The sequence below is a fragment of the Agarilytica rhodophyticola genome (assembly GCF_002157225.2).
Taxonomy (GTDB): domain Bacteria; phylum Pseudomonadota; class Gammaproteobacteria; order Pseudomonadales; family Cellvibrionaceae; genus Agarilytica; species Agarilytica rhodophyticola.
Window position 1 is genome coordinate 887914 of record NZ_CP020038.1, and the last position, 19596, is coordinate 907509.

The window sequence follows — 19596 nt, forward strand, 5'->3', positions numbered from 1 at the left end:
AGTCTAAATCTTGGCGAGACACTTATGCAGAGACGACTGATTCACACCTTTCGCTATAAATCCGCTTAAATGCTCTGGTATCTCAGCAAATACAGCTTGAGCTGCCTCCTTAGAAGAGAACGATGCAAAAACACAAGCTCCCGTTCCTGTCAGCTGCGCTTGACTATATCGGCTAAGCCATTTCACCGCATCTTTCACTTGTGGAAATAACGATTCTACCAATGGTTGACAATCATTTTTCCCACCCCTCTCGAGGAAGGCCGCTACTGTAATGGCGAGTGTGTCTCTTGTCAAATCTTTGTGACAAAAAATTTCTGCTGTCGAAATATGGCACTGTGGCGCAAGTACTAGGTAATACTTTTCTTCAAGTTCAAGGGGGGTTAATTTTTCGCCAATGCCTTCAGCCCACGCGCTATAGCCATGTACAAAAACTGGGATATCAGCTCCCAGTTGTCGACCTATCTCTGCCAGAGTGTCTATAGGTAAGTGTGTTTGCCACAAATGATTAAGACCTAACAGTGTCGATGCCGCATCGCTGCTGCCACCGCCAATGCCACCACCTATAGGCAGCTGTTTATCAAGAGTAATATGTGCGCCCATATCGGTTCCAGTGTAAGACTTGAGCATATGTGCAGCACGATAAATCAAATTATCTACCTGTGCTAAGCCCGCAATAGGTGCTGTAACGGACACCTTGTCACTATCATTAACCTCAATGGTTATTTCGTCACCATAATCCAGTAGCTGAAATGCTGTCTGTAAATCGTGGTAGCCGTCGGAGCGCCTACCTGTGATATGCAAAAAAAGGTTGAGCTTTGCTGGGCATGGCAATGTTATTGATACTGTTGGTATTGATGTCGTCGGCATTGGTACAGCTACTTGCATTGATTCGTTAGTCCTGGAATCGCCAGTCTTTAATAATAATTGTGAGCTTAAGTTTATCGCGCGAAACAATGATTTTCTTGGGCAGTCTGATGCTTAGGTTCTCATGATATTTCTGGTATTCAATCAGCCAGCCTTGCTGTTCTAGTGATAGAAGCCTGCCGTCCGGTGCAACGCTATTTTGTTCTACTGGCGATTGTGGCGACCCAATGCCTTTGATCCAATGGCGAAGCTCGCTCACAGGAGCATACCAGCCTAGGGTATCTTGCATGAGGGCTTCAGCTGACTTCGCATGGTATTCATCTTTGCTGGTCGTTAGGCTAATGCCGTCGCGATCTTGTTTTAGCTGAGCGCTGCCGATACCTAATGCACCATGAAAGCGAATATCAAAAAAATTCCCTGAATTTTGCCAGTTAAAGCTGACTGACTTTGACTTGCCATTTGCGATAATTCCAAGCTTGCCTTTAGCCTGCCAGTGGGTCAATCCCTCTTTTGAGCGTTTTAATCCAGATTTCTGGGGGGCTGAAGCACAGCCGGCAAGAAAAGCTGTAATAACTAGCAGGGTAAGCAGTAAGCGCGAGCAACGTATATACATTGGGCAGTAGCATCACTAAGAATGTTAATGGTCATCAGAGAAAAAATGTCGTTATTTTATATCAGCGTTAAGCCTATCGAGTGTGTTCTTTATAATTTTGCTTTCAGGGCTCAGTTCCAATCCTTGTTTCCATACATCGATGGCCTCTTTGTGATTGCCGTTGACCCACAATACTTCGCCTAAATGAGCTGCAATTTCATGGTCTGGAAAAGCTTTCATTGCTGCGCGCAATCTTTTTAATGCTTCGGTGAAGTTGCCTAAACGATAGGCTACCCAGCCTAAGCTGTCGATAACAGCTGGATCATTGGGAGTCAGGGCGTACGCCTGCTTAATATATTCGTATGCTTCCTGGTAACGAGTAGTTTTGTCCGCCAGAGTATAGCCTAAGGCATTTAGGGCCGCGGCATGCTCTGGCACTAATTCCAATACTCTTTTTAAGTCTTTCTCTGCAGCTTCAATGGAGTCGATTTGGGTATTTAACATTGCCCTGGAATATAGTATGCGCTCACTGTCGGGAAAGTATTTGAGACCATTGGTGAGGGCTTCTTTGGCCTCAAGTAGTTTGCCTGTACGAGAGTAGATATCAGCCTCAAGCATAAAGAGGCTCTCTTGTGTTCTCTCAGTAGAAGTTTGCTGGCGTGTTTTGATAAGACTTAAAGCCTCATCGAGTTTATTCTGGTTAACAAGAATGTCGCTTGCCTTAATAGTTGCGGCCACGTAATTTTGCCCAGTTCCCACCTGCATAAAGTGCTCGAAAGCTACTTTAATTTTGCGTTTCTTTTGCAAAATATCACCTAAATGATAATGCGCAGCAGAGGGGTATTGGTTGTTTTTCAACAGCAAAACAAAGTGATCTTTGGCCGAATCCAACAATCCAAGATCTTTTTCCACTAATGCTAGTGAGTAAAGGATTTCTTGATCGTTAGGAGATTGCTCATGCAGTATTTGGAACTGTTCTCTGGCGGTTTCAGGTGATGTATTCCACACGAGCCGTGCATAGCGAACTCGCAGGCCGATATTGTTCGGATTTTTATCTACCAGTTGTCCAAGACGTTCGTTGGCCAGCTCGGCTTTACCCATTTTGTGAAGAACGCGTGTTTCTTGGAAGATTGTTCGAAAGTTGTCCTTGTCTATCTTGTTGGCTTTATCTACTGCAGCTAAAGCCTCTTCCAACTGGCCTGCTTGCTGCAGGAGTATGGAGTAACCAAGCCATAAGCCAATGTCTGTTTTGTGATTGTTGAGTAATTCTGAGTATTTTTCCAACAGAGTTTTAACAATCTTTATGTCGTCTTTTTCTGCTTTTACAGCAATACTTTCAAAAGCAGTTGGGTCACCGTTTTCAAGGTTTTTCTTAGACAGAGCAAAAGCTTCTAGTAATTCATTTGCCTCTATTAGCTCTATTGAAGCAATAAGACGGGCATCCGAATTGTAAGGGTCGAGTTCTGACCAGAGCTGCGACATTTCCAATGCTGATTGTCGTGCATTGAGTCCACGGGCTATTTGAGTTGCTCGGGAGGCGACGGTAACATCCCTGGTCTGTATCGCTTGCTGGACATAGTTGCTAAGGGCTATATCGTAGCGCTTGCGATCAATCGCCATTTCGGCAACGAGCAGGGCATATAACGTGTCGATAGGGAATGGTTTGTCGGGCACAACATCCAGCTTCAACACCTCTTTTTCCTCTGGTGCTACCGGCACTTCTGTCTGTGCTGCTGTATGAGTTGGGTTCGTCGTGCATCCATGTAATGCAAAAACACTGAGTGTCGCTACACAACTGGAGCGAATGAGACCTTGTTTGAAACTACGAAAACCCATTTATAAATACTCGTTATGCCATTTATCTTGAATATGCTATACCTGCTTATGTCTACCATAAATGGTTGTTCATATGGATGCTACCTAGGGCTGCAGATGTCGCATAGACGCTAGATTTTGCCACGCATCTCGCTGTCCATATTAGTCCGGGCGGACTTAATATTGGTTTTAAGAGCTGCCTTCTCTATAAATCCTGTTACGCAAGAACTCTTTACGAAAGAAAATAATAGAAAGACGAATCCAGTGCTAGCCCTCTTTTGTGTAAGCGGTATGAGCAAAACCTAGGCCCTATTTATCAGTATAACAATGTTTTGACCGTCAGCGGCCCATAAGGTGCCCTTGTTTTATTGAGTGTGGAACCTATATCACGTTCAGTGGCTTTGTTAGCGATTAATGGTAATTGCAAATGATTTTCATTTTTGGCTTTGTCTTGGCAATATGCGCTATGTGGCGCGAACATAGACCAAAGGGTTACATAAACGTTAAACATTTCGCTAGAGATGGCTCTATAGTGCCGTATTGTTTGTTTTATACTGTTCCTTGTTGAAAGGAGCGCTTGCCTTATCACTTGGTACAGCAGAAAATGTTGCCCTTTTTAATAATCAATAGGATTGTTAACGCCTAAATTAGATGAGATTTCATGGCATTCTTTGCGTTTGGTATTAATCATAATTCAGCGAGTATTGAAACTAGAGAGAAGTTATCTTTCGGTCCTTCACAGATTGAGCCTGCATTGCAAGATGCGTTGGCGCGTGATGGTGTCAATGAGATAGCCATCCTTTCTACTTGCAATCGTACGGAAATCTATTGCCATAGTGATGGTGGTCTTGATGACTTGATCGATTGGCTGGCTGCCTGTAAAGATGTTCCCAAATCTGAAATTCATAATGCTCATTATGTGCACAATGACCAAGAAGCTGCGCGTCATATGATGAAGGTAGCCAGTGGCCTCGATTCCCTTGTCCTGGGTGAGCCTCAAATTCTTGGACAAATGAAGTCATCCTATGCCACTGCTCGCGAAAGCGGTGTGCTTGGCGGCGTACTGCATAACACTTTTCAGCAAGTATTTTCTGTTGCTAAACGTGTTCGTTCAGAAACGGCGATTGGCGAAAACCCGGTGTCGGTGGCTTATGCTGCCGTTAGTCTAGCTCAGCAAATTTTTTCAGACTTGAAGCAAGATGTGGCGCTGCTCATAGGGGCAGGGGAGACCATTGAGCTGGTGGCGCGTCATTTACTTGAGCAAGGCATTAAAAAAGTGATTGTTGCCAATAGAACACTTGAGAATGCCAAGATTTTGGCTGAAAAGTTTTCTGCCGAAGCCATTTTACTTGCCGACATTCCAGACTATCTATATCAAGCAGATATTGTTATATCTTCTACTGCAAGCCAGTTGCCATTATTGGGCAAGGGGGCGGTTGAACGGGCTCTTAAAAAACGTAAGCACAAGCCTATGTTCATGGTGGATATTGCCGTTCCCAGAGATATTGAGCCTGAGGTCGGTAATCTTGCTGACGTATTTTTGTATACAGTTGATGACTTAAAAGAGGTTATCGACGAAAATATGCGATCTCGAGAGCAGGCAGCTCAAATCGCTCATGAGATTATTGAAGAAGGTGTTAAGTCCTATATTCGCGAGCAGCGTTCGAGTAGTGCGGTTAACACCATTAAAGCGTTTCGCAAAAGTGTGGATAATGTGCGCGAGCAGGAATTGGACAAAAGCCTTAAACTACTCAGTAATGGTGCCAACGCAGAAGAAGTCATTACTCAGCTTGCTCGCAACTTAAGTAATAAATTTATGCATGTGCCTACCGCCAAGGTAAAACAAGCAGGTGCTGCAGGCCGCGACGATATCGTGCGGGCAATGGAAGTTCTATTTGGTTTATCCGAATTAGATGAAGAAAAATAAAACACAGTTTTATTGTTAACTAGCGCCTGTTGATAGGTGTATGTTAGCTAGCAATAATGCTGAAGTTTTGTTGTTGACGTGAGAAAAAATGAAAGAATCGATAGTAGAAAAACTTTCTCAACTTGTTGAGCGTTATGAAGAAGTTGGCGCTTTGTTGAGCGATCCTAGTGTCATTAGTGATCAAAATAAATTTCGCGATTTTTCCAAAGAGTATGCAGAACTCGAACCCGTTGTAAAAAGCTTCGAGCGCTACAGCGGTGTTATGAATGATATCGAAGAAGCTAAATCCTTATTAAAGGATGGTGATGCCGATATGCGTGAAATGGCCCAACAAGAAATTAAAGCCAATGAAGCTTTAGTTGAACCCATGGAGCTTGAGCTACAAAAGTTACTGCTACCGAAAGATCCCAATGATAGCAAAAATGTATTTTTGGAAATTCGAGCGGGAACAGGTGGAGATGAAGCTGCTATCTTTTCTGGTGATTTATTCCGCATGTACTCCAAGTATGCTGAGGATAAGCGCTGGAAAGTAGAAGTTATTAGTGAGAGCCTGGGTGAACACGGCGGCTATAAAGAAATCATCACGCGTATTGTTGGCGACGGCGTATATTCACAGCTTAAATTTGAATCCGGTGCTCACCGTGTGCAGCGCGTACCGGAAACAGAATCTCAAGGGCGCATACATACGTCGGCTTGCACTGTTGCGGTGATGCCGGAAGCTGACGAGCTAGAAGATATTGAAATTAACAAAGCTGATATTCGTGTTGATACTTTCCGGGCTTCAGGAGCCGGTGGGCAACATGTTAACAAAACAGACTCCGCTATCCGTATTACTCACATTCCTTCGGGCGTTGTGGTGGAATGTCAGGATGAACGTTCACAGCATAAAAATCGGGCCAAAGCCATGTCTCTTCTATCGGCAAAATTGCAAAGCTCCCAGCGGGATGCAGCGGCGCAAAATCAGTCAGAAGAACGTAAAAGTCTAGTGGGAAGTGGTGATCGATCAGAGCGTATTCGCACCTATAACTATCCCCAGGGCCGAGTGACGGATCACCGAATTAATCTCACCCTCTATAAATTAGATGAAGTCATGGAAGGTAATTTGGGAGAAGTGGTTCAGCCTTTGGTCAATGAATATCAAGCAGATCAGCTGGCAGCGTTGAGCGAATAATTTTTGTGACTCGATCTATCGCATCATGGTTGAACGAAGCTTGTGAACAACTGCGCCAATGTGATGATAACTTTCGTCGAGATGCAGAAACGTTATTAAGCTGGGTGTTGGGAAAAAATCGCGTTTATCTATTTACCTGGCCAGAAAAAATGCTAACCCAAGAGCAAGAAAATAAACTTGCTGAATCTTTGGTTCGTCGTCTAAAAGGCGAGCCGGTGGCATATATTATTGGCGAGCAGGAATTCTGGTCCATGCCATTCTACGTCAATCGCCATACTCTAATTCCTCGTCCCGACACAGAAGTTATTGTCGAACAAGCGTTAAAACATTTGCCTCCTGATAGCAGAGTTTTAGACCTGGGTACAGGTAGCGGAGCCATTGCTTTGGCTGTGGCCAAGGAGCGTCGTGACTGTAGAATTGACGCCGTAGACTTTAGCGAGCAAGCAATTGAGCAAGCAACCAAAAATCGCGATAGGCATTGCTTGGAGAATGTGTCGATTTATCAAAGTCACTGGTACCAAAGTGTCTCCGGAAGTTTTGATTTAATCGTCTCCAATCCCCCCTATATTGATGCTGAAGATGAACATCTTAGTAAAGGTGGCTTATCCTATGAGCCTTATAGTGCATTAGTCGCTGAGGATAATGGCTTGGCTGATATTCAGCATATTGTGAATGAAGGTCAAAAGTATTTAAATCGCCATAGCTGGTTGATGGTAGAGCACGGATGGCAGCAAAAAGACGCAGTGCAAGATATCTTTATTAAAGCGGGGTATCACAGAGTCACAAGTGTGCAAGATTATGGTGGCAACGATAGAGTGACCCTAGGACAAAATAGTGAATGATGATCAGCTGCTAAGATATTCACGACATATCTTACTTCCACAAGTTGATATTGCTGGGCAGGAAGCCATTAATGCTGGCCGCGTTCTCGTTGTTGGTGCTGGTGGCTTAGGCTCTCCTGTGTGTATGTATTTAGCTGCATCGGGCGTGGGTAAGTTAATTGTTAGTGATGATGATGTAGTGGAGTTGAGCAATTTACAACGGCAAATTATGCACACTCAAGCAGCTGTTGGAATGACAAAGGTAGCATCTGCAAAAACGGCGATGCATGCCCTGAACAGCGATGTGCAAGTGGTTGCTCTTGATAAACGACTTAACGAAGATGATCTAGAGACACTGCTCGTCGACGTGGATGTGGTTGTGGATTGCTCCGATAATTTAGCGACGCGTCAAAGATTAAACCGTGCCTGTTTGCGAGTATCGTGCCCTTTGGTATTTGGGGCGGCCATTCGCTTTGAAGGTCAACTAAGTGTGTTTGATTTCCGCGATGAGAATTCGCCCTGTTATGAATGTATTTTCGAACATGTGGATGATGAACAACTGAGTTGTTCGGAAAACGGTATTTTCTCACCGGTTGTGGGTATTATTGGTTGTATGCAAGCCCTTGAAGCGCTGAAACTCCTAGCAGGACTGGCAACAGCGACTGGCCGTTTAGGCTTATTTGATGGTTTAAAAAACCAGTGGCGCTATATGCAAGTCAGTAAAAATGCGGCATGTAAAATATGCTGTAATAAAAATAATAGTTAGCAGGCTTTTAGTTATTGTTCGCAATACAATAAGATGCTTGTTTTGCTTGTGTAGATATAAACCTGCCTGTTTTGCCAATCATTTCATAAAGTGGTGTGCATTCAACAATAGTAAATTGGCTTTTCGCTTGTCCATTTTCAAATATCCCATCATGTTTTAGTACTAATTGGCAGGTTGTTGATCTAATTGAGCCTGAAATCTTCTCGAAACCATTAAAATAAGCATTCCCATCGGTTTTATAATACATACGATATTGAGTTTTACTGGTACCGACAATATCTCCCTCATATCTTTGCTGGACTTTTGCCGTTGTTAACTTGGCTCCACCACTCATTTCTGAGTCTGCTGATTCTTGCCAGTCCTCAATATGAAATATACCTTTTAATTCTATATTTTTTTCTTCGGTTTGCTGTCTCATCGTTGTGATCTCGTAATCGTTGTACATAGCACTAAAAGTTACTATCTTATGTAATGAAAGTATTGTAAAAAGGCGTCATTCATTGCCTTAGGCGATGGCGGAATAACTTATCGATAGTGATGATGTGAAAATAAACACTAGTAAAGTCAAAGGCGTTCTCCACCAAAGTAAAAGCGCACAAAATTATCGCCTACGAAGGTATTTCCCTGATGCGTTATTAGCAGGTTTCGTCGAGCAGTTTTGGTTTGTTGATTGGCAATTACCTGAAGATCGTCCTCACATACAAAAGAACTTGCCAGACTTAAACTTCCATTTGCTCTTCAATGAGGGAAAATTAAGTATTTTAGGGCCAGTGAGTAAGGCTTACTCGTATAAAATGGTAAATAGTGGATCTATTGTTGGTGTTAAATTCGAATTGGGTGCGTTGACTCCCCTTTTAAATTCTAAGCCCGCAGATTATATCGACCGACAATTAAGAATTGAGGATGTGTTCGGCGGAGATATACCTGAGCTTATAGAGGGCTTGGTGTCTGCAAACAACGATCAGGAATTAGTACAAGCCCTGCAACGCTATCTAATGCCTTTTACCTCTACACCATTGCCTTCTATGCTAAGAGCTAGGGAGTTGGTGAACACAATTAAAAATGACATCTATATTGCTAAGGTAGATGCTTTATCTTCTCGTGCAGGTTTATCTGTAAGAGCAATTCAACGTTGTTTAAAAGAGCATTTAGGGGTAAGCCCTAAATGGCTTATTAGAAAATATCGCCTTCATCGAGCACTTGAAATGTTAGACGATGAAGGCGCTGATATTGCAGATGTAGTTACCTGGCTTGACTATACAGATCAATCTCATTTAATTCGTGATTTCAATGAAATCATAGGAATAACGCCAAAGTCCTATATCGATGGCAAAAGCTAAATTATAAAAAAATGTTGATGGTTTTGATTGTTGAGCCTCTTATTATCAATGAAGCTTTGTAATAATCCACTGTCTGATAAACTTTTTTAAATCTTTTAGCAGTGTCAGCGATAGTTTGTCCTTTTTCTAAATTATTCTAGTTGGCATAATTTTCCAAAATACTATGTAAAATAGTAGTTCCTAATTCCATAGATTTCTCGTTTATTGATTTTTCTGAAAGTGCGATTACTGCCTTTGTTACTATGTAAGGGCTGCCACCTTTAAATTTGTCACTTAGGCAATATAATGCATTCAAACTATGATCACTTTTCCCTGATTTCTGTGATAATAAATCGTCAATAATGATGGGTATCATTTCTTCATGTTTATTAAATAAAGTATGAAGGCCTGCGTAGGGAGGAGGAATGGAATAACTACCTGTTTCACTTACTTGATATTTTTTTCTAATCTGCAGCAGGGAGTATTGGATAATCTTTTTCTAATTCCTTGCTATTTTCTGCTTGTGTACTCAATAATGATTTTTGATTTTCATAGGTACGTGATACAGCCGAAGGGGGATAAGCATCATTGGTCTAGATGGCTTACAGGACTCAAGCTATGAATACCTTGCTTGTGGCCTTGCAATAGTTGGAGGAAGTAATCTTCGACTAGCGCTACTATCTTGTGTTGATATCGGCATAATGTCAGTTATTAATGATGATATTTATAAACTGAGTTGCCAATAAAATTAAAAGCTTCGACAGATGTGTGTAAGCCTTGATCGTTTGCAGGAAAAACGCTGTGGAAATGAGATGAATTTAATAGTGCAGGCCCTAAGTTATTTTATTTGTTAGGTCAGTCTTATTTGATACGCCATTTTAATGACAATTCAGCAATAGTGCTCACGCCATAAATTAAGTAGCTAATTTTAATGTTTTTATAAAAGTGGTTAAATAATTTGGTGATTTAATAATTTAAAGCCCCGCCTTAATTGGCGAGGCTCTAAATAATATTACTAACTTCTGTGGATTAGAATTTTAAAGTGGCTTCAAGTGCAACTGTTGCTGGGCGGCGAACAATGGCGTATTGAGAGCTGGTGTTGAAGTTGCTAGCTGACAAAGGCAGGTCTGCTGCATATGAAAGTACTTCTTCATCCAGTAAGTTTTTGCCTAGTACACCAACGCTCCATTTTTCACCTTCAAGGCCCACTCTTAAGCTTAGCAATGTATAAGAGTCAATTTCGCCGATAGGATCTAGGTTCACGTGAACATTGTGACCATCTACCTGTTGTACATCGATAAAGCTTACAAAGTCGATGCTGTCAGTAATTGGCGTAAAATAATCAAGGCCTAAGTTGACAGTGTATTCCGGTGTATAAACACCTCTTCGGCCTGTGTAATTACACAGTTCGAAATCACCGTCACCATCAAGGTCTGCAGTACCAACACTGGCATCATTAATTTGCGTGAGGTTACAGTTGCCGTTGGGGAAGTCGGTATATTCAAAGTCTAAGAAAGAAATACCATATCTACCAGTCAGACCGTCAGTGAGTAACCATCTACCATCTACTTCAATACCTTGAACACGCGTTTCTCCTGCATTACCAACGTTGAAGCCTGCACCACCGTCAAACTGGCTGATTTGAAGATCTTCGTAGTCAGTCCTGTACAACGATACATTCAATTCACCTCGGCCATCAGCAAGAGATGTCTTAATGCCAATTTCTGCAGCCACAGCTGTTTCTTCTTCAAACTCGAAGTTACGTGTTGGGTTTTGTTCAGGGCCTGCGGGTGAAGACGAGGCAAAATCACCTACACTGTTGGATCGGGGGTCAAAACCGCCAGCTTTAAAGCCTGTGGTGAACGAGGCATATAAGAGGGTATCAGGTGTAAAGTCATACTCTACAATAACAAGCGGTGTGAACGCAGACTCGTCGCGCTCAGCTGAAATATTATGCCCTGAGTTTTGCAGCGGTTGGCCAAAGTTAGCTCCTGGAGTGAAATCCACCGTTGCAGCCTCACTTTCTAATACAAACGCGCTTAGATAAGTAAAGCCAATAACTGGGTCATTAACCGGTTGGCCATTGATGTCTAAAATATCGAGAACTTTGCTTGCTTCCTTGTCTTCTTGGGTGTATCTGGCACCAAAGGTTGCACGCAAAGAGTCACTGATATTCCAGGTCACTTGACCAAACACAGCCCATGCCTCCGACGATTGCTCGAAGCGTCGGTCTGCACTTGTATTAGCGATTGCGCTCAAGCCAACTCGAGTTAGCAAGTTATCGCCAGAGGTGAAGGAATTGTCGCGAAAAGTTTGATCGTAGTCTTGGTAGAACAAGCCACCAATCCACTCGAAAGTTTCTCCCAGCGGAGATGTGATACGAATTTCCTGGCTGAACTGATCGTAGTCTTCAAATAACTCCAGGTTAAGAATTTCTGCAGAAGTGAAGTCACAATCACATAATTCTGTGTAATCAAACGATAGCTTTCCTGTTACGAAAGTTAAGGTGTGATCGTTAAATTCATAGCTGGTGGTCAGTGTTATGTTAGTAATTTCGTTGTCACTGAACTCATTGGCATCAGCTTGCCGCTGGTAGTTTAAATTTGAGTCAAAGACAGGTGCACTAAGAAGCCCAAGAGTCTGAGCGAAAGTTGCACCGCCAGCGGTTTGAGGCACGTCGCTGATCACTTCAATTGGACGGCCCTTCGTTTCAAATTCATTTTTTTCTGCTTTCAATGTGAAAGCAAGAGTATCCGTTGGTGTCCAGTCAAGTGTAATACGTGCGGCTTGTTCTTCGGTATCTGCCTCATCCACTTCTTTGAAGGTATTGAAAAAGTAACCATCTTCTTCATAGGTTCGCACTGCGACCCGTGCGCGAAGGTTTTCAGTAAGAGGTCCAGATATAACGGCGTTGACTTCGTCTTGATTGTGTTCGAATTCATGAGAGACGCTGACTTTGCCTTCAAACTCATCTGTCGGTTTTGCGGTTGCAAGGTTGAGTGCACCTGCAATACTGTTTTTACCAAATAAAATACTTTGAGGGCCACGTAGAAGCTCGACTCGTTCCATATCCATCATTGGTGTACGAAACAATTGTGCTCGGCCATAGTAGATACCGTCAATATACATACCCACAGATTGTTCGAAGCCTTGGCTGTTATCTGAGCCTATACCTCGGATACGCACCTGTGTGCTGATACCTGATTCGGTAAAGTGAATATTTGGTAAGTAAGAAGTTAAATCATCTAGGTTTTCTATCCCGGCATCGGCGAGTTTGTCACCGGTGACAGCTGCAACTGAGATTGGCACATCCTGTAAGCTTTGCGCTCGTTTTTGAGATGTAACGATAATTTCTTCAAGCCTGCCATCAGGGCTTTGTGCGTTTGCCTGCATGAATGCTTGAGAGCTTAGGATGCCAACGGCAATTGCGAGTTTTTTGGGTATTAGTGGCGTTTTACTGAGCATCTATTTCTCCCGATTATTGTTGTATTAAGTGCTCTATTCCTATTCAAACCTAGCGTTAACTCCATCTAGGTAATCCGACGTAAACAATGGCCGGAACAAATATTAGCTCATTAACTATCTTCAGTTGAGTAATCAATGATTATAGGCATCGAGAGCCGCTATTTTAGGAGTATATTTGAGCTTAAGCTAGCTCGAATGGGCATAATAGCGCGCTTATCCACAAACTTGAAACACTTGTTTGAATTTTTTTTGTTCTAATGTTGTTTTTGGCGAAAAAACGTACGCATGTTACTTATAGTAAGATCTATACCAATCCACAAATTTAGCGACCCCTTCTGCGATCCTTACTTTGGGTGCAAAACCGATATCTTCTTCTAGAGCAGATATGTCTGCGCAGGTAGAAGGCATATCTCCAGCTTGCAGCGGCATCATATTTTTTTTCGCTTTTTTACCAACGCAGTGTTCAATGGCTTTAATAAAGTCCATTAATTTCACTGGCATGTTGTTGCCAATATTATAGACGCGATGGGGTACCTTTCTCGGTTCCAAAGACGAAATACCTCTTTTATTATCTTGCTCTGTTACAGGTATTTTGTCATTGATCCTGATCACTCCTTCGACAATATCATCAATGTAAGTGAAATCTCGGTACATTTCCCCATTGTTGTATATATCAATGGGTGAGCCATCAATAATACCTTTAGTAAATTTGAACATCGCCATGTCTGGTCTTCCCCAGGGGCCGTAAACGGTAAAAAATCGTAACCCCGTCATTGGAATACCGAATAAATGGCTGTAGGTGTGAGCCATCAATTCGTTGGACTTTTTACTCGCAGCGTAAAGGGAAATGGGGGTGTCGACGTTATCAGACTCACAAAATGGTTGTTTAAGATTGCCGCCATAAACCGAGCTTGATGAGGCATAAGTTAGATGCGCGATGTTATTGTGTCGACAACCTTCGAGAATATTGAGAAAGCCTGAGATATTTGAATCAATATAGGCGTGGGGATTCTCTATGGAATAGCGTACACCGGCTTGTGCGGCGAGGTGTATGACCCGCTCAAAACTGTTGTCGCTGAATAATTTCTCCATTGCTGAACGATCGGCGACATCCATATGATAAAACTGAAAATTGTCGAAAGATTGTAATTGCCCGAGGCGATCCTTCTTTAGCGCAACGCTGTAATAATCGTTGAGATTATCGATGCCGACTATCTTGTCACCACGAGCGAGAAGATTGTGACAGAGGTGGTAGCCTATGAATCCTGCTGCACCACTAACTAATATTTTCATAAACCCCACATCTCACTTCTGGAATCACATTACGAGAGCGCGAATTTTAGAGCAAAAGTAAGTATTTTGATAACGTAAGTAATGTTTATCGCTCTATAGCTCTCCTAGATGACAATTTTTATTCAATACTATTACCTTCTGATGACCAAGATTGTTCAATTTATATGTTTTTGTGTTTAAATAGGCGGCTGGTATAGGGATGCGCTTTGAATTATGTGTACTGAGGTAAGTTTTAATTTGTATAAACGAGCTTCATCTAACGAATTTTTGGCGTTTATCTTAGTGTTTTAAACTTCTTGTGGCTTTTCTATTTGTGAGTAATAAAAACTCTTCTAATTTGAGATTCAGTGAACTGAGCCTGTCTCCCAAGATTATGCGTGCCTTGGATGAAATGAACTTTGAGTTCTGTTCTCCTATTCAAGCAAAATCTCTTCCTTACAGTCTGAGCTCTCATGACGTTGTCGGTAAAGCTCAAACCGGCACGGGTAAAACCGCTGCGTTTTTGATTGCCGTGTTTGAGGACTTGTTGAAAGAACGAGCAAACGATGTGCGCTATGCGGGTGAGGCGAGAGCTTTGATTATTGCTCCGACAAGGGAGTTGGTCGTTCAAATTGCTAAAGACGCTCAGCAAATCGGTAAGTATACGGATTTAAAAATTCATACCTTGGTAGGTGGCATGGATTATGGCCGTCAATTAAACAAGCTACACTCGAGCTTAGTGGATATTTTAGTTGCCACACCTGGGCGCTTGTTGGATTTTTGTGAGAAGCGAGAAGTTTATCTAGATCAGCTAGAGGTTTTAGTGGTCGATGAAGCTGATCGAATGTTGGACATGGGCTTTATTCCTCAAATTAAGCGCATTATTCGTTTAGCGCCGAAGAATACTCATCGTCAGACCCTTTTATTTTCAGCAACTTTCCCAGAAGATGTGCTGCGCCTTTCAGAGCAGTGGACCCATGAGCCTATAAGAGTAGAGATCGAACCAGAGTCTATTGCCACTGATACGGTAGACCAGAAGGTATACTTGGTGTCTACGGATGAAAAGCTGACCTTACTTACCAACTTATTTCGTGATCCTGATGTGGGTAATTTGATTGTTTTTGCCAATCGACGCGATCAGTGTAAAAGATTACACGATCAACTTTCCAGACGTAATCTAAAAGTCGGTTTGTTGACAGGAGATATCCCTCAAAGTAAGCGTATTCGCACCTTAGATGATTTTAAGAAGGGTAAACTGGATGCACTGGTGGCAACCGATGTTGCTGGGCGCGGTATTCATATTAACGATGTTACCCATGTTGTTAACTACACCTTGCCAGAAGAACCGGAAGATTACGTTCATCGAATCGGTCGCACCGGTCGTGCTGGTGCCAGTGGTGTTTCCATCAGCTTTGCATGCGAAGAAGATGCCTTCCATCTACCGGCTATAGAGGAACTCTTAGGTCGTAAAATCAACTGTGAGCAGCCCCCTTCTCATTTACTGAAAAAGTAGTCCCTCCTTTCATATTGTCTACACTGTTATAGGGCGTTTATCTTTTGAAGATATAAACGCTCATATATGCCTCCATAGAATCTTTCCTTGTTGTCTTCTTGCACTATAAAGAAGGGTTTGAAGCTGGGCTTTTGTTTATTTCGATGTCATAGAGATAAGGCGATATGAAAAAAATTCTGGTTGTGGAAGATAGTTCGATTGTCATGAAAGTGTTGAAGCATGTGCTCTCAAACTCAGATATCTTTCAACCGGTATATGCCACAAGCTTTGCGGAAGCAAAAAGTCTTGTAGAGGGTAAAGCAGAAGAGTTTTTTGCAGGTCTTATAGATTTGAATTTACCCGATGCACCCAATGGTGAGGTAGTGGATTACACCCTAAAAAATGGTATTCCAACCATTGTCTTGACGGGAAGCTTTGATGAAGATCGACGGGCAGGTTTACTGGCCAAAGGTATTGTTGACTATGTTACTAAGGAAGGTCGCTTTTCTTACGAATATGCTCTTAGTGTGCTGGAGCGCTTAATTAAAAATCAGGATATCAAAATACTTGTTGTCGATGATTCAGATACAGCACGGCGTTTCATCGCCACATTATTGAGAATACATCTTTACCAAGTGCTTGAAGCGAGTGATGGTGTTCAGGCGATTAAGCTACTACTGGATAATCCCGATGTCAGGCTGCTAATAACGGACTTTAATATGCCGCGTATGGATGGTTGTGAGCTGGTGAAAAATATACGCCATAAATACGAAAAAACAGATTTGGTCATTATTGGTTTATCGTCTGAAGGTGAGCGATCACTTTCGGCGCGCTTTATTAAGAATGGCGCCAACGACTTTTTGCGTAAGCCTTTCCAACATGAAGAGTTCTACTGCCGGGTATCTCATAATGTCGAGTTTATTGAGCTAATAGAATCGATAAGAGATATGGTGAATCGCGATGATTTAACCGGCGTTTATAATCGTAAATATTTCTATCAACATGGTTTCTCCCTGCTAGAAGATGCCCAACAAAAGTCGGCTCCTACTTCCATCGCCGTTATCGATGTGGATAGTTTTCGGTTGGTCAACGAGGATTATGGTAATGAAGTAGGCGATGGTGTTCTTAAAGGTATCGCCGATGAGCTGAGTGCTTTGATAGCGCAGGCACACTTTACTCTTGCACGCACGGGAAGTAATGAGTTCTCTTTTGTTATGCCTGGCCTTGACGCGGAAAAGGCTCTGTCTTTTACCGAGAAAGTACGCCAGATTTTATGCTCCAGTGCTATTAACGTAGGTGAATATCAAATACCAGTATCTTGCAGTGCGGGAGTGTCTACAAGTTCATCAGAAGACTTAGATAGCCTAGTCAAAAATGCTAGAGAGTGTTTACAAAGAGCCAAAGAGGCTGGTGGAGGTTTCGTCTTGGGTGAAGACTAGCGCCTACAAACAGGCCCTAGTCGTATTATTGTTGTTAACCGTATGATTATTACTATTGCCTTAAGTGTTTGATGTTAAGAATGGACGTTTGTGGCTAAATCACATCTTTTTATACGCTGCACCTTCTCTCATCACAGGCGCGCAGTTCGTGCAACCAATACAGGGTACCGCCCACCACTGCAACAGGCATTGCGATAATATTAACGATGGGAGTGATGCTGCACATCATAATAAAACCACCGAAGCCCAGGCTGCTAAATTTACTGTCCCACAAACAGCCGCGTAAGGGCTTGAAGGCAACTTGGTTGTTATCTGCACAGTAATCGGAATACTGAATCGACATGGACCAAGCACCCCAGGCCAGGCCAATAAATGGAGCAATGAAGTTAACTACAGGAATGGTCACCACTAATAGCATCAGCAATGCGATGACGATACCACGGGAGAGGAAATAGAGCAGTTTAGATATTTCTCTACCTATGGTGCGAAAAACCATTTTGATAATGCTTTCATCGGGAGGAGCATCGCCGGTGAGCAGTTCTTCAGCTTTGGCCGCTAGCATCCCGTAGAACGGAGCGGCAATGATATTGGTGATCATATTAAAGCTGTAGCCGTATATCAGCAGTACCAATATGCCAATTACAATCCATGCGATCCAAGCTAAAGGAGCCAACCAGCTGGGTAGTTGCTCCATCAAGCCATCGATGAAACCGCCATAGTAGTGGACAAGGGCGCCAGTGAGGACAAAAAACAGTGCGCAGTTAACGACTAAAGGGACAATAATATAAAGTCGTAATTCGGGCCGCCAAAGTAATTTAAGGCCTTGGCTAAAGTAAAATATACCGGTGGCTAAATTATTTTTGTATCTAGGTGGTGTCAGCATATCTTAGGTATTGGGCTTATCTTGCGCCACTTGCAGTTAAAGCTGTAATGTAGGGCCCTGAATGTCGGTGTTTGCTGATCACTTGTAGAAAAGTTTCACCGTTTGCATTTGTGCAGTTAATATCTTTTCCTTCTGCGACAAAAAACTTTACAAAAGTAGCAAAGTTGTCAGCCTTCATACCACGGTAGGCGCGCTCTAATGCGGTAAAGTGAGGGTCTGTTTCACCTACCGGCACAACTTCTAGGAATTCTCTAACGCGCTCGTCAGTGAACACTTCACCGAGAACTTTTTGTTTGTCTTTTTTCTGTGTCATTTTACTTACTTCTAACTCTCAAGTTTATTTTTCAAAATGGGGTTTAGCTGTTGTGGATTTGCTTGTCCCTTAGAGGCTTTCATGATCTGTCCAACAAAAAAGCCGATCATCTTTTTGCGTTTGACATCGTCGGCGTTGCGGTAGTTCTCCACCTGTTGAGGGTTGTCTGCCAATACTTGGTCAACAATAGATTCCAATTCACCTGCATCGGTAGGTTTCAAGCCTTTCTCTTCGATGATGGTGTCTACATCTTGAGCACCATCCCAGAGATAGTCAAACACTTGCCGACCGAGTTTACTGGTTAGTGTTTGGTCCTTAATACGAGCGATGAGTTTGCCTAATTGCTGAGCGCTGACGTTACTCTCTTTTATGGTCAGTTCTTCACTGTTTAGACGAGCTGATAGTTCACCCATAACCCAGTTAGCAGAGAGTTTGGGATCTTCGCAGGCAGCCACTACCGACTCATAAAAACTGGCCGTGTGAGAATCGCTCGTCAAAATACCAGCATCGTAAGCTGAGAGTGCGTAGTCCTTCTCGAAACGTGCCTTCATCGCATCGGGCAGTTCAGGTAGTGATGCTCGAATTTCATTGATGTAATCATCGTCAAGAATGACAGGCAATAAGTCAGGGCAAGGAAAATAACGATAGTCGTTGGCTTCTTCTTTGGAACGCATGGATTTTGCGGTATGACTATCGCCGTCATATAGGCGAGTTTCTTGATCGACTTTGCCACCTTGTTCAAGCAGGTCAATTTGTCGTTCTACTTCTTGCTCGATACAGCGTTCCATAAAACGAAAGGAGTTTAAATTTTTGGTTTCGGTGCGCGTACCTAAGGCATCACCTGGTTGGCGCACAGAAATATTGACGTCGAAACGCATAGAGCCTTGTGACATTTCTCCATCACATATACCTAAAGAAGTCACAATCGAGTGTAATTTGCGGGCAAACGCTACCGCTTCTTCCTTCGAACTCATATCGGGCTCAGATACTACTTCGATCAATGGCGTCCCGGCGCGATTGAGGTCGATTCCCGACATACCATGGTAGTCTTCATGTAAGGACTTTCCGGCATCTTCTTCTAAATGAGCGTGGTGGATGCGGATGCGTTTCTGTTCGCCATTGGCCAAATCAATATCGAGGTAACCGCCATTAACAATAGGCTCAGCTAGCTGAGTGGTTTGATAACCTTTTGGTAAATCTGGATAGAAGTAATTTTTACGTTCAAATACTGAGCGCTTACCAATATCAGCGTTGATAGCTAGGCCAAACATGGTAGCAAAGCGAAATGCTTGTTCATTGGCAACCGGCAATGTGCCGGGCATTGCCAGATCAATAGCGCTCGCTTGTGTATTTGCTTGGGCGCCAAATGCAGTGCTGGAGCCTGAAAATATTTTTGACTGGGTGGCAAGTTGTACATGTACTTCCAACCCGATAACTGTTTCCCAAACCATGATCGA

Annotated in this window: 16 protein-coding genes; 7 read left to right on the forward strand and 9 right to left on the reverse strand. The window is 42.8% G+C overall.

Annotation, left to right across the window (positions count from 1 at the left end; translation table 11 throughout):
• Positions 1-3 precede the first annotated feature (3 nt).
• The 3 genes from ispE to BVC89_RS03775 are packed head-to-tail and all read right to left on the reverse strand — an operon-like array spanning position 4 to position 3292.
• Positions 4-885 (reverse strand): 4-(cytidine 5'-diphospho)-2-C-methyl-D-erythritol kinase, encoded by an 882-nt coding sequence (ispE, locus tag BVC89_RS03765; RefSeq protein WP_245929331.1) that lies wholly within the window; start codon positions 883-885, stop codon positions 4-6.
• 7 nt (positions 886-892) lie between these two features.
• Positions 893-1477, reverse strand: coding sequence for a lipoprotein insertase outer membrane protein LolB (gene lolB, locus BVC89_RS03770; RefSeq protein ID WP_086929921.1), 585 nt, complete (start codon positions 1475-1477; stop codon positions 893-895).
• 51 nt (positions 1478-1528) lie between these two features.
• Entirely contained in the window at positions 1529-3292 is a 1764-nt protein-coding gene (locus BVC89_RS03775; protein ID WP_086929922.1) for a tetratricopeptide repeat protein, read from the reverse strand.
• 640 nt (positions 3293-3932) lie between these two features.
• On the opposite strand from BVC89_RS03775, the gene hemA reads away from it, so the two are divergent.
• The 4 genes from hemA (at position 3933) to BVC89_RS03795 (ending at position 7956) form a co-directional block, all read left to right on the forward strand.
• Positions 3933-5198, forward strand: a complete 1266-nt coding sequence (gene hemA, locus BVC89_RS03780; protein ID WP_086929924.1) for a glutamyl-tRNA reductase — start codon at positions 3933-3935, stop codon at positions 5196-5198.
• Positions 5199-5286: 88 nt separating this feature from the next.
• Positions 5287-6369, forward strand: coding sequence for a peptide chain release factor 1 (prfA, locus tag BVC89_RS03785; protein WP_086929925.1), 1083 nt, complete (start codon positions 5287-5289; stop codon positions 6367-6369).
• Positions 6370-6374: 5 nt separating this feature from the next.
• Positions 6375-7211 (forward strand): peptide chain release factor N(5)-glutamine methyltransferase, encoded by an 837-nt coding sequence (gene prmC / locus BVC89_RS03790; protein WP_245929332.1) that lies wholly within the window; start codon positions 6375-6377, stop codon positions 7209-7211.
• Complete coding sequence (locus tag BVC89_RS03795) at positions 7204-7956, forward strand: HesA/MoeB/ThiF family protein (protein ID WP_086929926.1); 753 nt, start codon at positions 7204-7206, stop codon at positions 7954-7956. The genes prmC and BVC89_RS03795 overlap by 8 nt, the downstream gene beginning before the upstream one ends.
• A gap of 7 nt (positions 7957-7963) precedes the next feature.
• On the opposite strand, the gene BVC89_RS03800 is transcribed toward BVC89_RS03795, so the two are convergent.
• Entirely contained in the window at positions 7964-8374 is a 411-nt protein-coding gene (locus BVC89_RS03800; RefSeq protein ID WP_158657771.1) for a DUF3224 domain-containing protein, read from the reverse strand.
• Between the two features lie 124 nt (positions 8375-8498).
• Between BVC89_RS03800 and BVC89_RS03805 the strand changes: the two genes are divergently transcribed.
• Complete coding sequence (locus tag BVC89_RS03805; protein WP_086929928.1) at positions 8499-9296, forward strand: helix-turn-helix domain-containing protein; 798 nt, start codon at positions 8499-8501, stop codon at positions 9294-9296.
• 1008 nt (positions 9297-10304) lie between these two features.
• Here the strand turns inward: BVC89_RS03805 and BVC89_RS03815 are convergent.
• Together BVC89_RS03815 and BVC89_RS03820 are read right to left on the reverse strand one after the other, a co-directional pair.
• Positions 10305-12740 carry a TonB-dependent receptor gene (locus BVC89_RS03815; RefSeq protein ID WP_086929930.1) on the reverse strand — a complete coding sequence of 812 codons (2436 nt, stop codon included), beginning with the start codon at positions 12738-12740 and terminating at the stop codon, positions 10305-10307.
• 288 nt (positions 12741-13028) lie between these two features.
• Complete coding sequence (locus BVC89_RS03820; RefSeq protein WP_086929931.1) at positions 13029-14033, reverse strand: NAD-dependent epimerase; 1005 nt, start codon at positions 14031-14033, stop codon at positions 13029-13031.
• Positions 14034-14346: 313 nt separating this feature from the next.
• Between BVC89_RS03820 and rhlB the strand changes: the two genes are divergently transcribed.
• Positions 14347-15525: an ATP-dependent RNA helicase RhlB gene (gene rhlB, locus BVC89_RS03825; protein WP_281260982.1), complete on the forward strand. Its 1179-nt coding sequence runs from the start codon at positions 14347-14349 to the stop codon at positions 15523-15525.
• A gap of 164 nt (positions 15526-15689) precedes the next feature.
• The gene (locus BVC89_RS03830) at positions 15690-16943 is read left to right on the forward strand and encodes a response regulator (RefSeq protein ID WP_086929932.1); all 1254 of its coding nucleotides are present in this window, start codon (positions 15690-15692) and stop codon (positions 16941-16943) included.
• A 109-nt stretch (positions 16944-17052) separates the two neighbouring features.
• On the opposite strand, the gene cysZ is transcribed toward BVC89_RS03830, so the two are convergent.
• The 3 genes from cysZ to gatB are packed head-to-tail and all read right to left on the reverse strand — an operon-like array spanning position 17053 to position 19590.
• The gene (gene cysZ / locus BVC89_RS03835) at positions 17053-17826 is read right to left on the reverse strand and encodes a sulfate transporter CysZ (protein WP_086929933.1); all 774 of its coding nucleotides are present in this window, start codon (positions 17824-17826) and stop codon (positions 17053-17055) included.
• A 16-nt stretch (positions 17827-17842) separates the two neighbouring features.
• Positions 17843-18139 carry a PA4642 family protein gene (locus BVC89_RS03840; RefSeq protein WP_086929934.1) on the reverse strand — a complete coding sequence of 99 codons (297 nt, stop codon included), beginning with the start codon at positions 18137-18139 and terminating at the stop codon, positions 17843-17845.
• A gap of 11 nt (positions 18140-18150) precedes the next feature.
• Positions 18151-19590: an Asp-tRNA(Asn)/Glu-tRNA(Gln) amidotransferase subunit GatB gene (gene gatB, locus BVC89_RS03845; protein ID WP_086929935.1), complete on the reverse strand. Its 1440-nt coding sequence runs from the start codon at positions 19588-19590 to the stop codon at positions 18151-18153.
• Positions 19591-19596 lie beyond the last annotated feature (6 nt).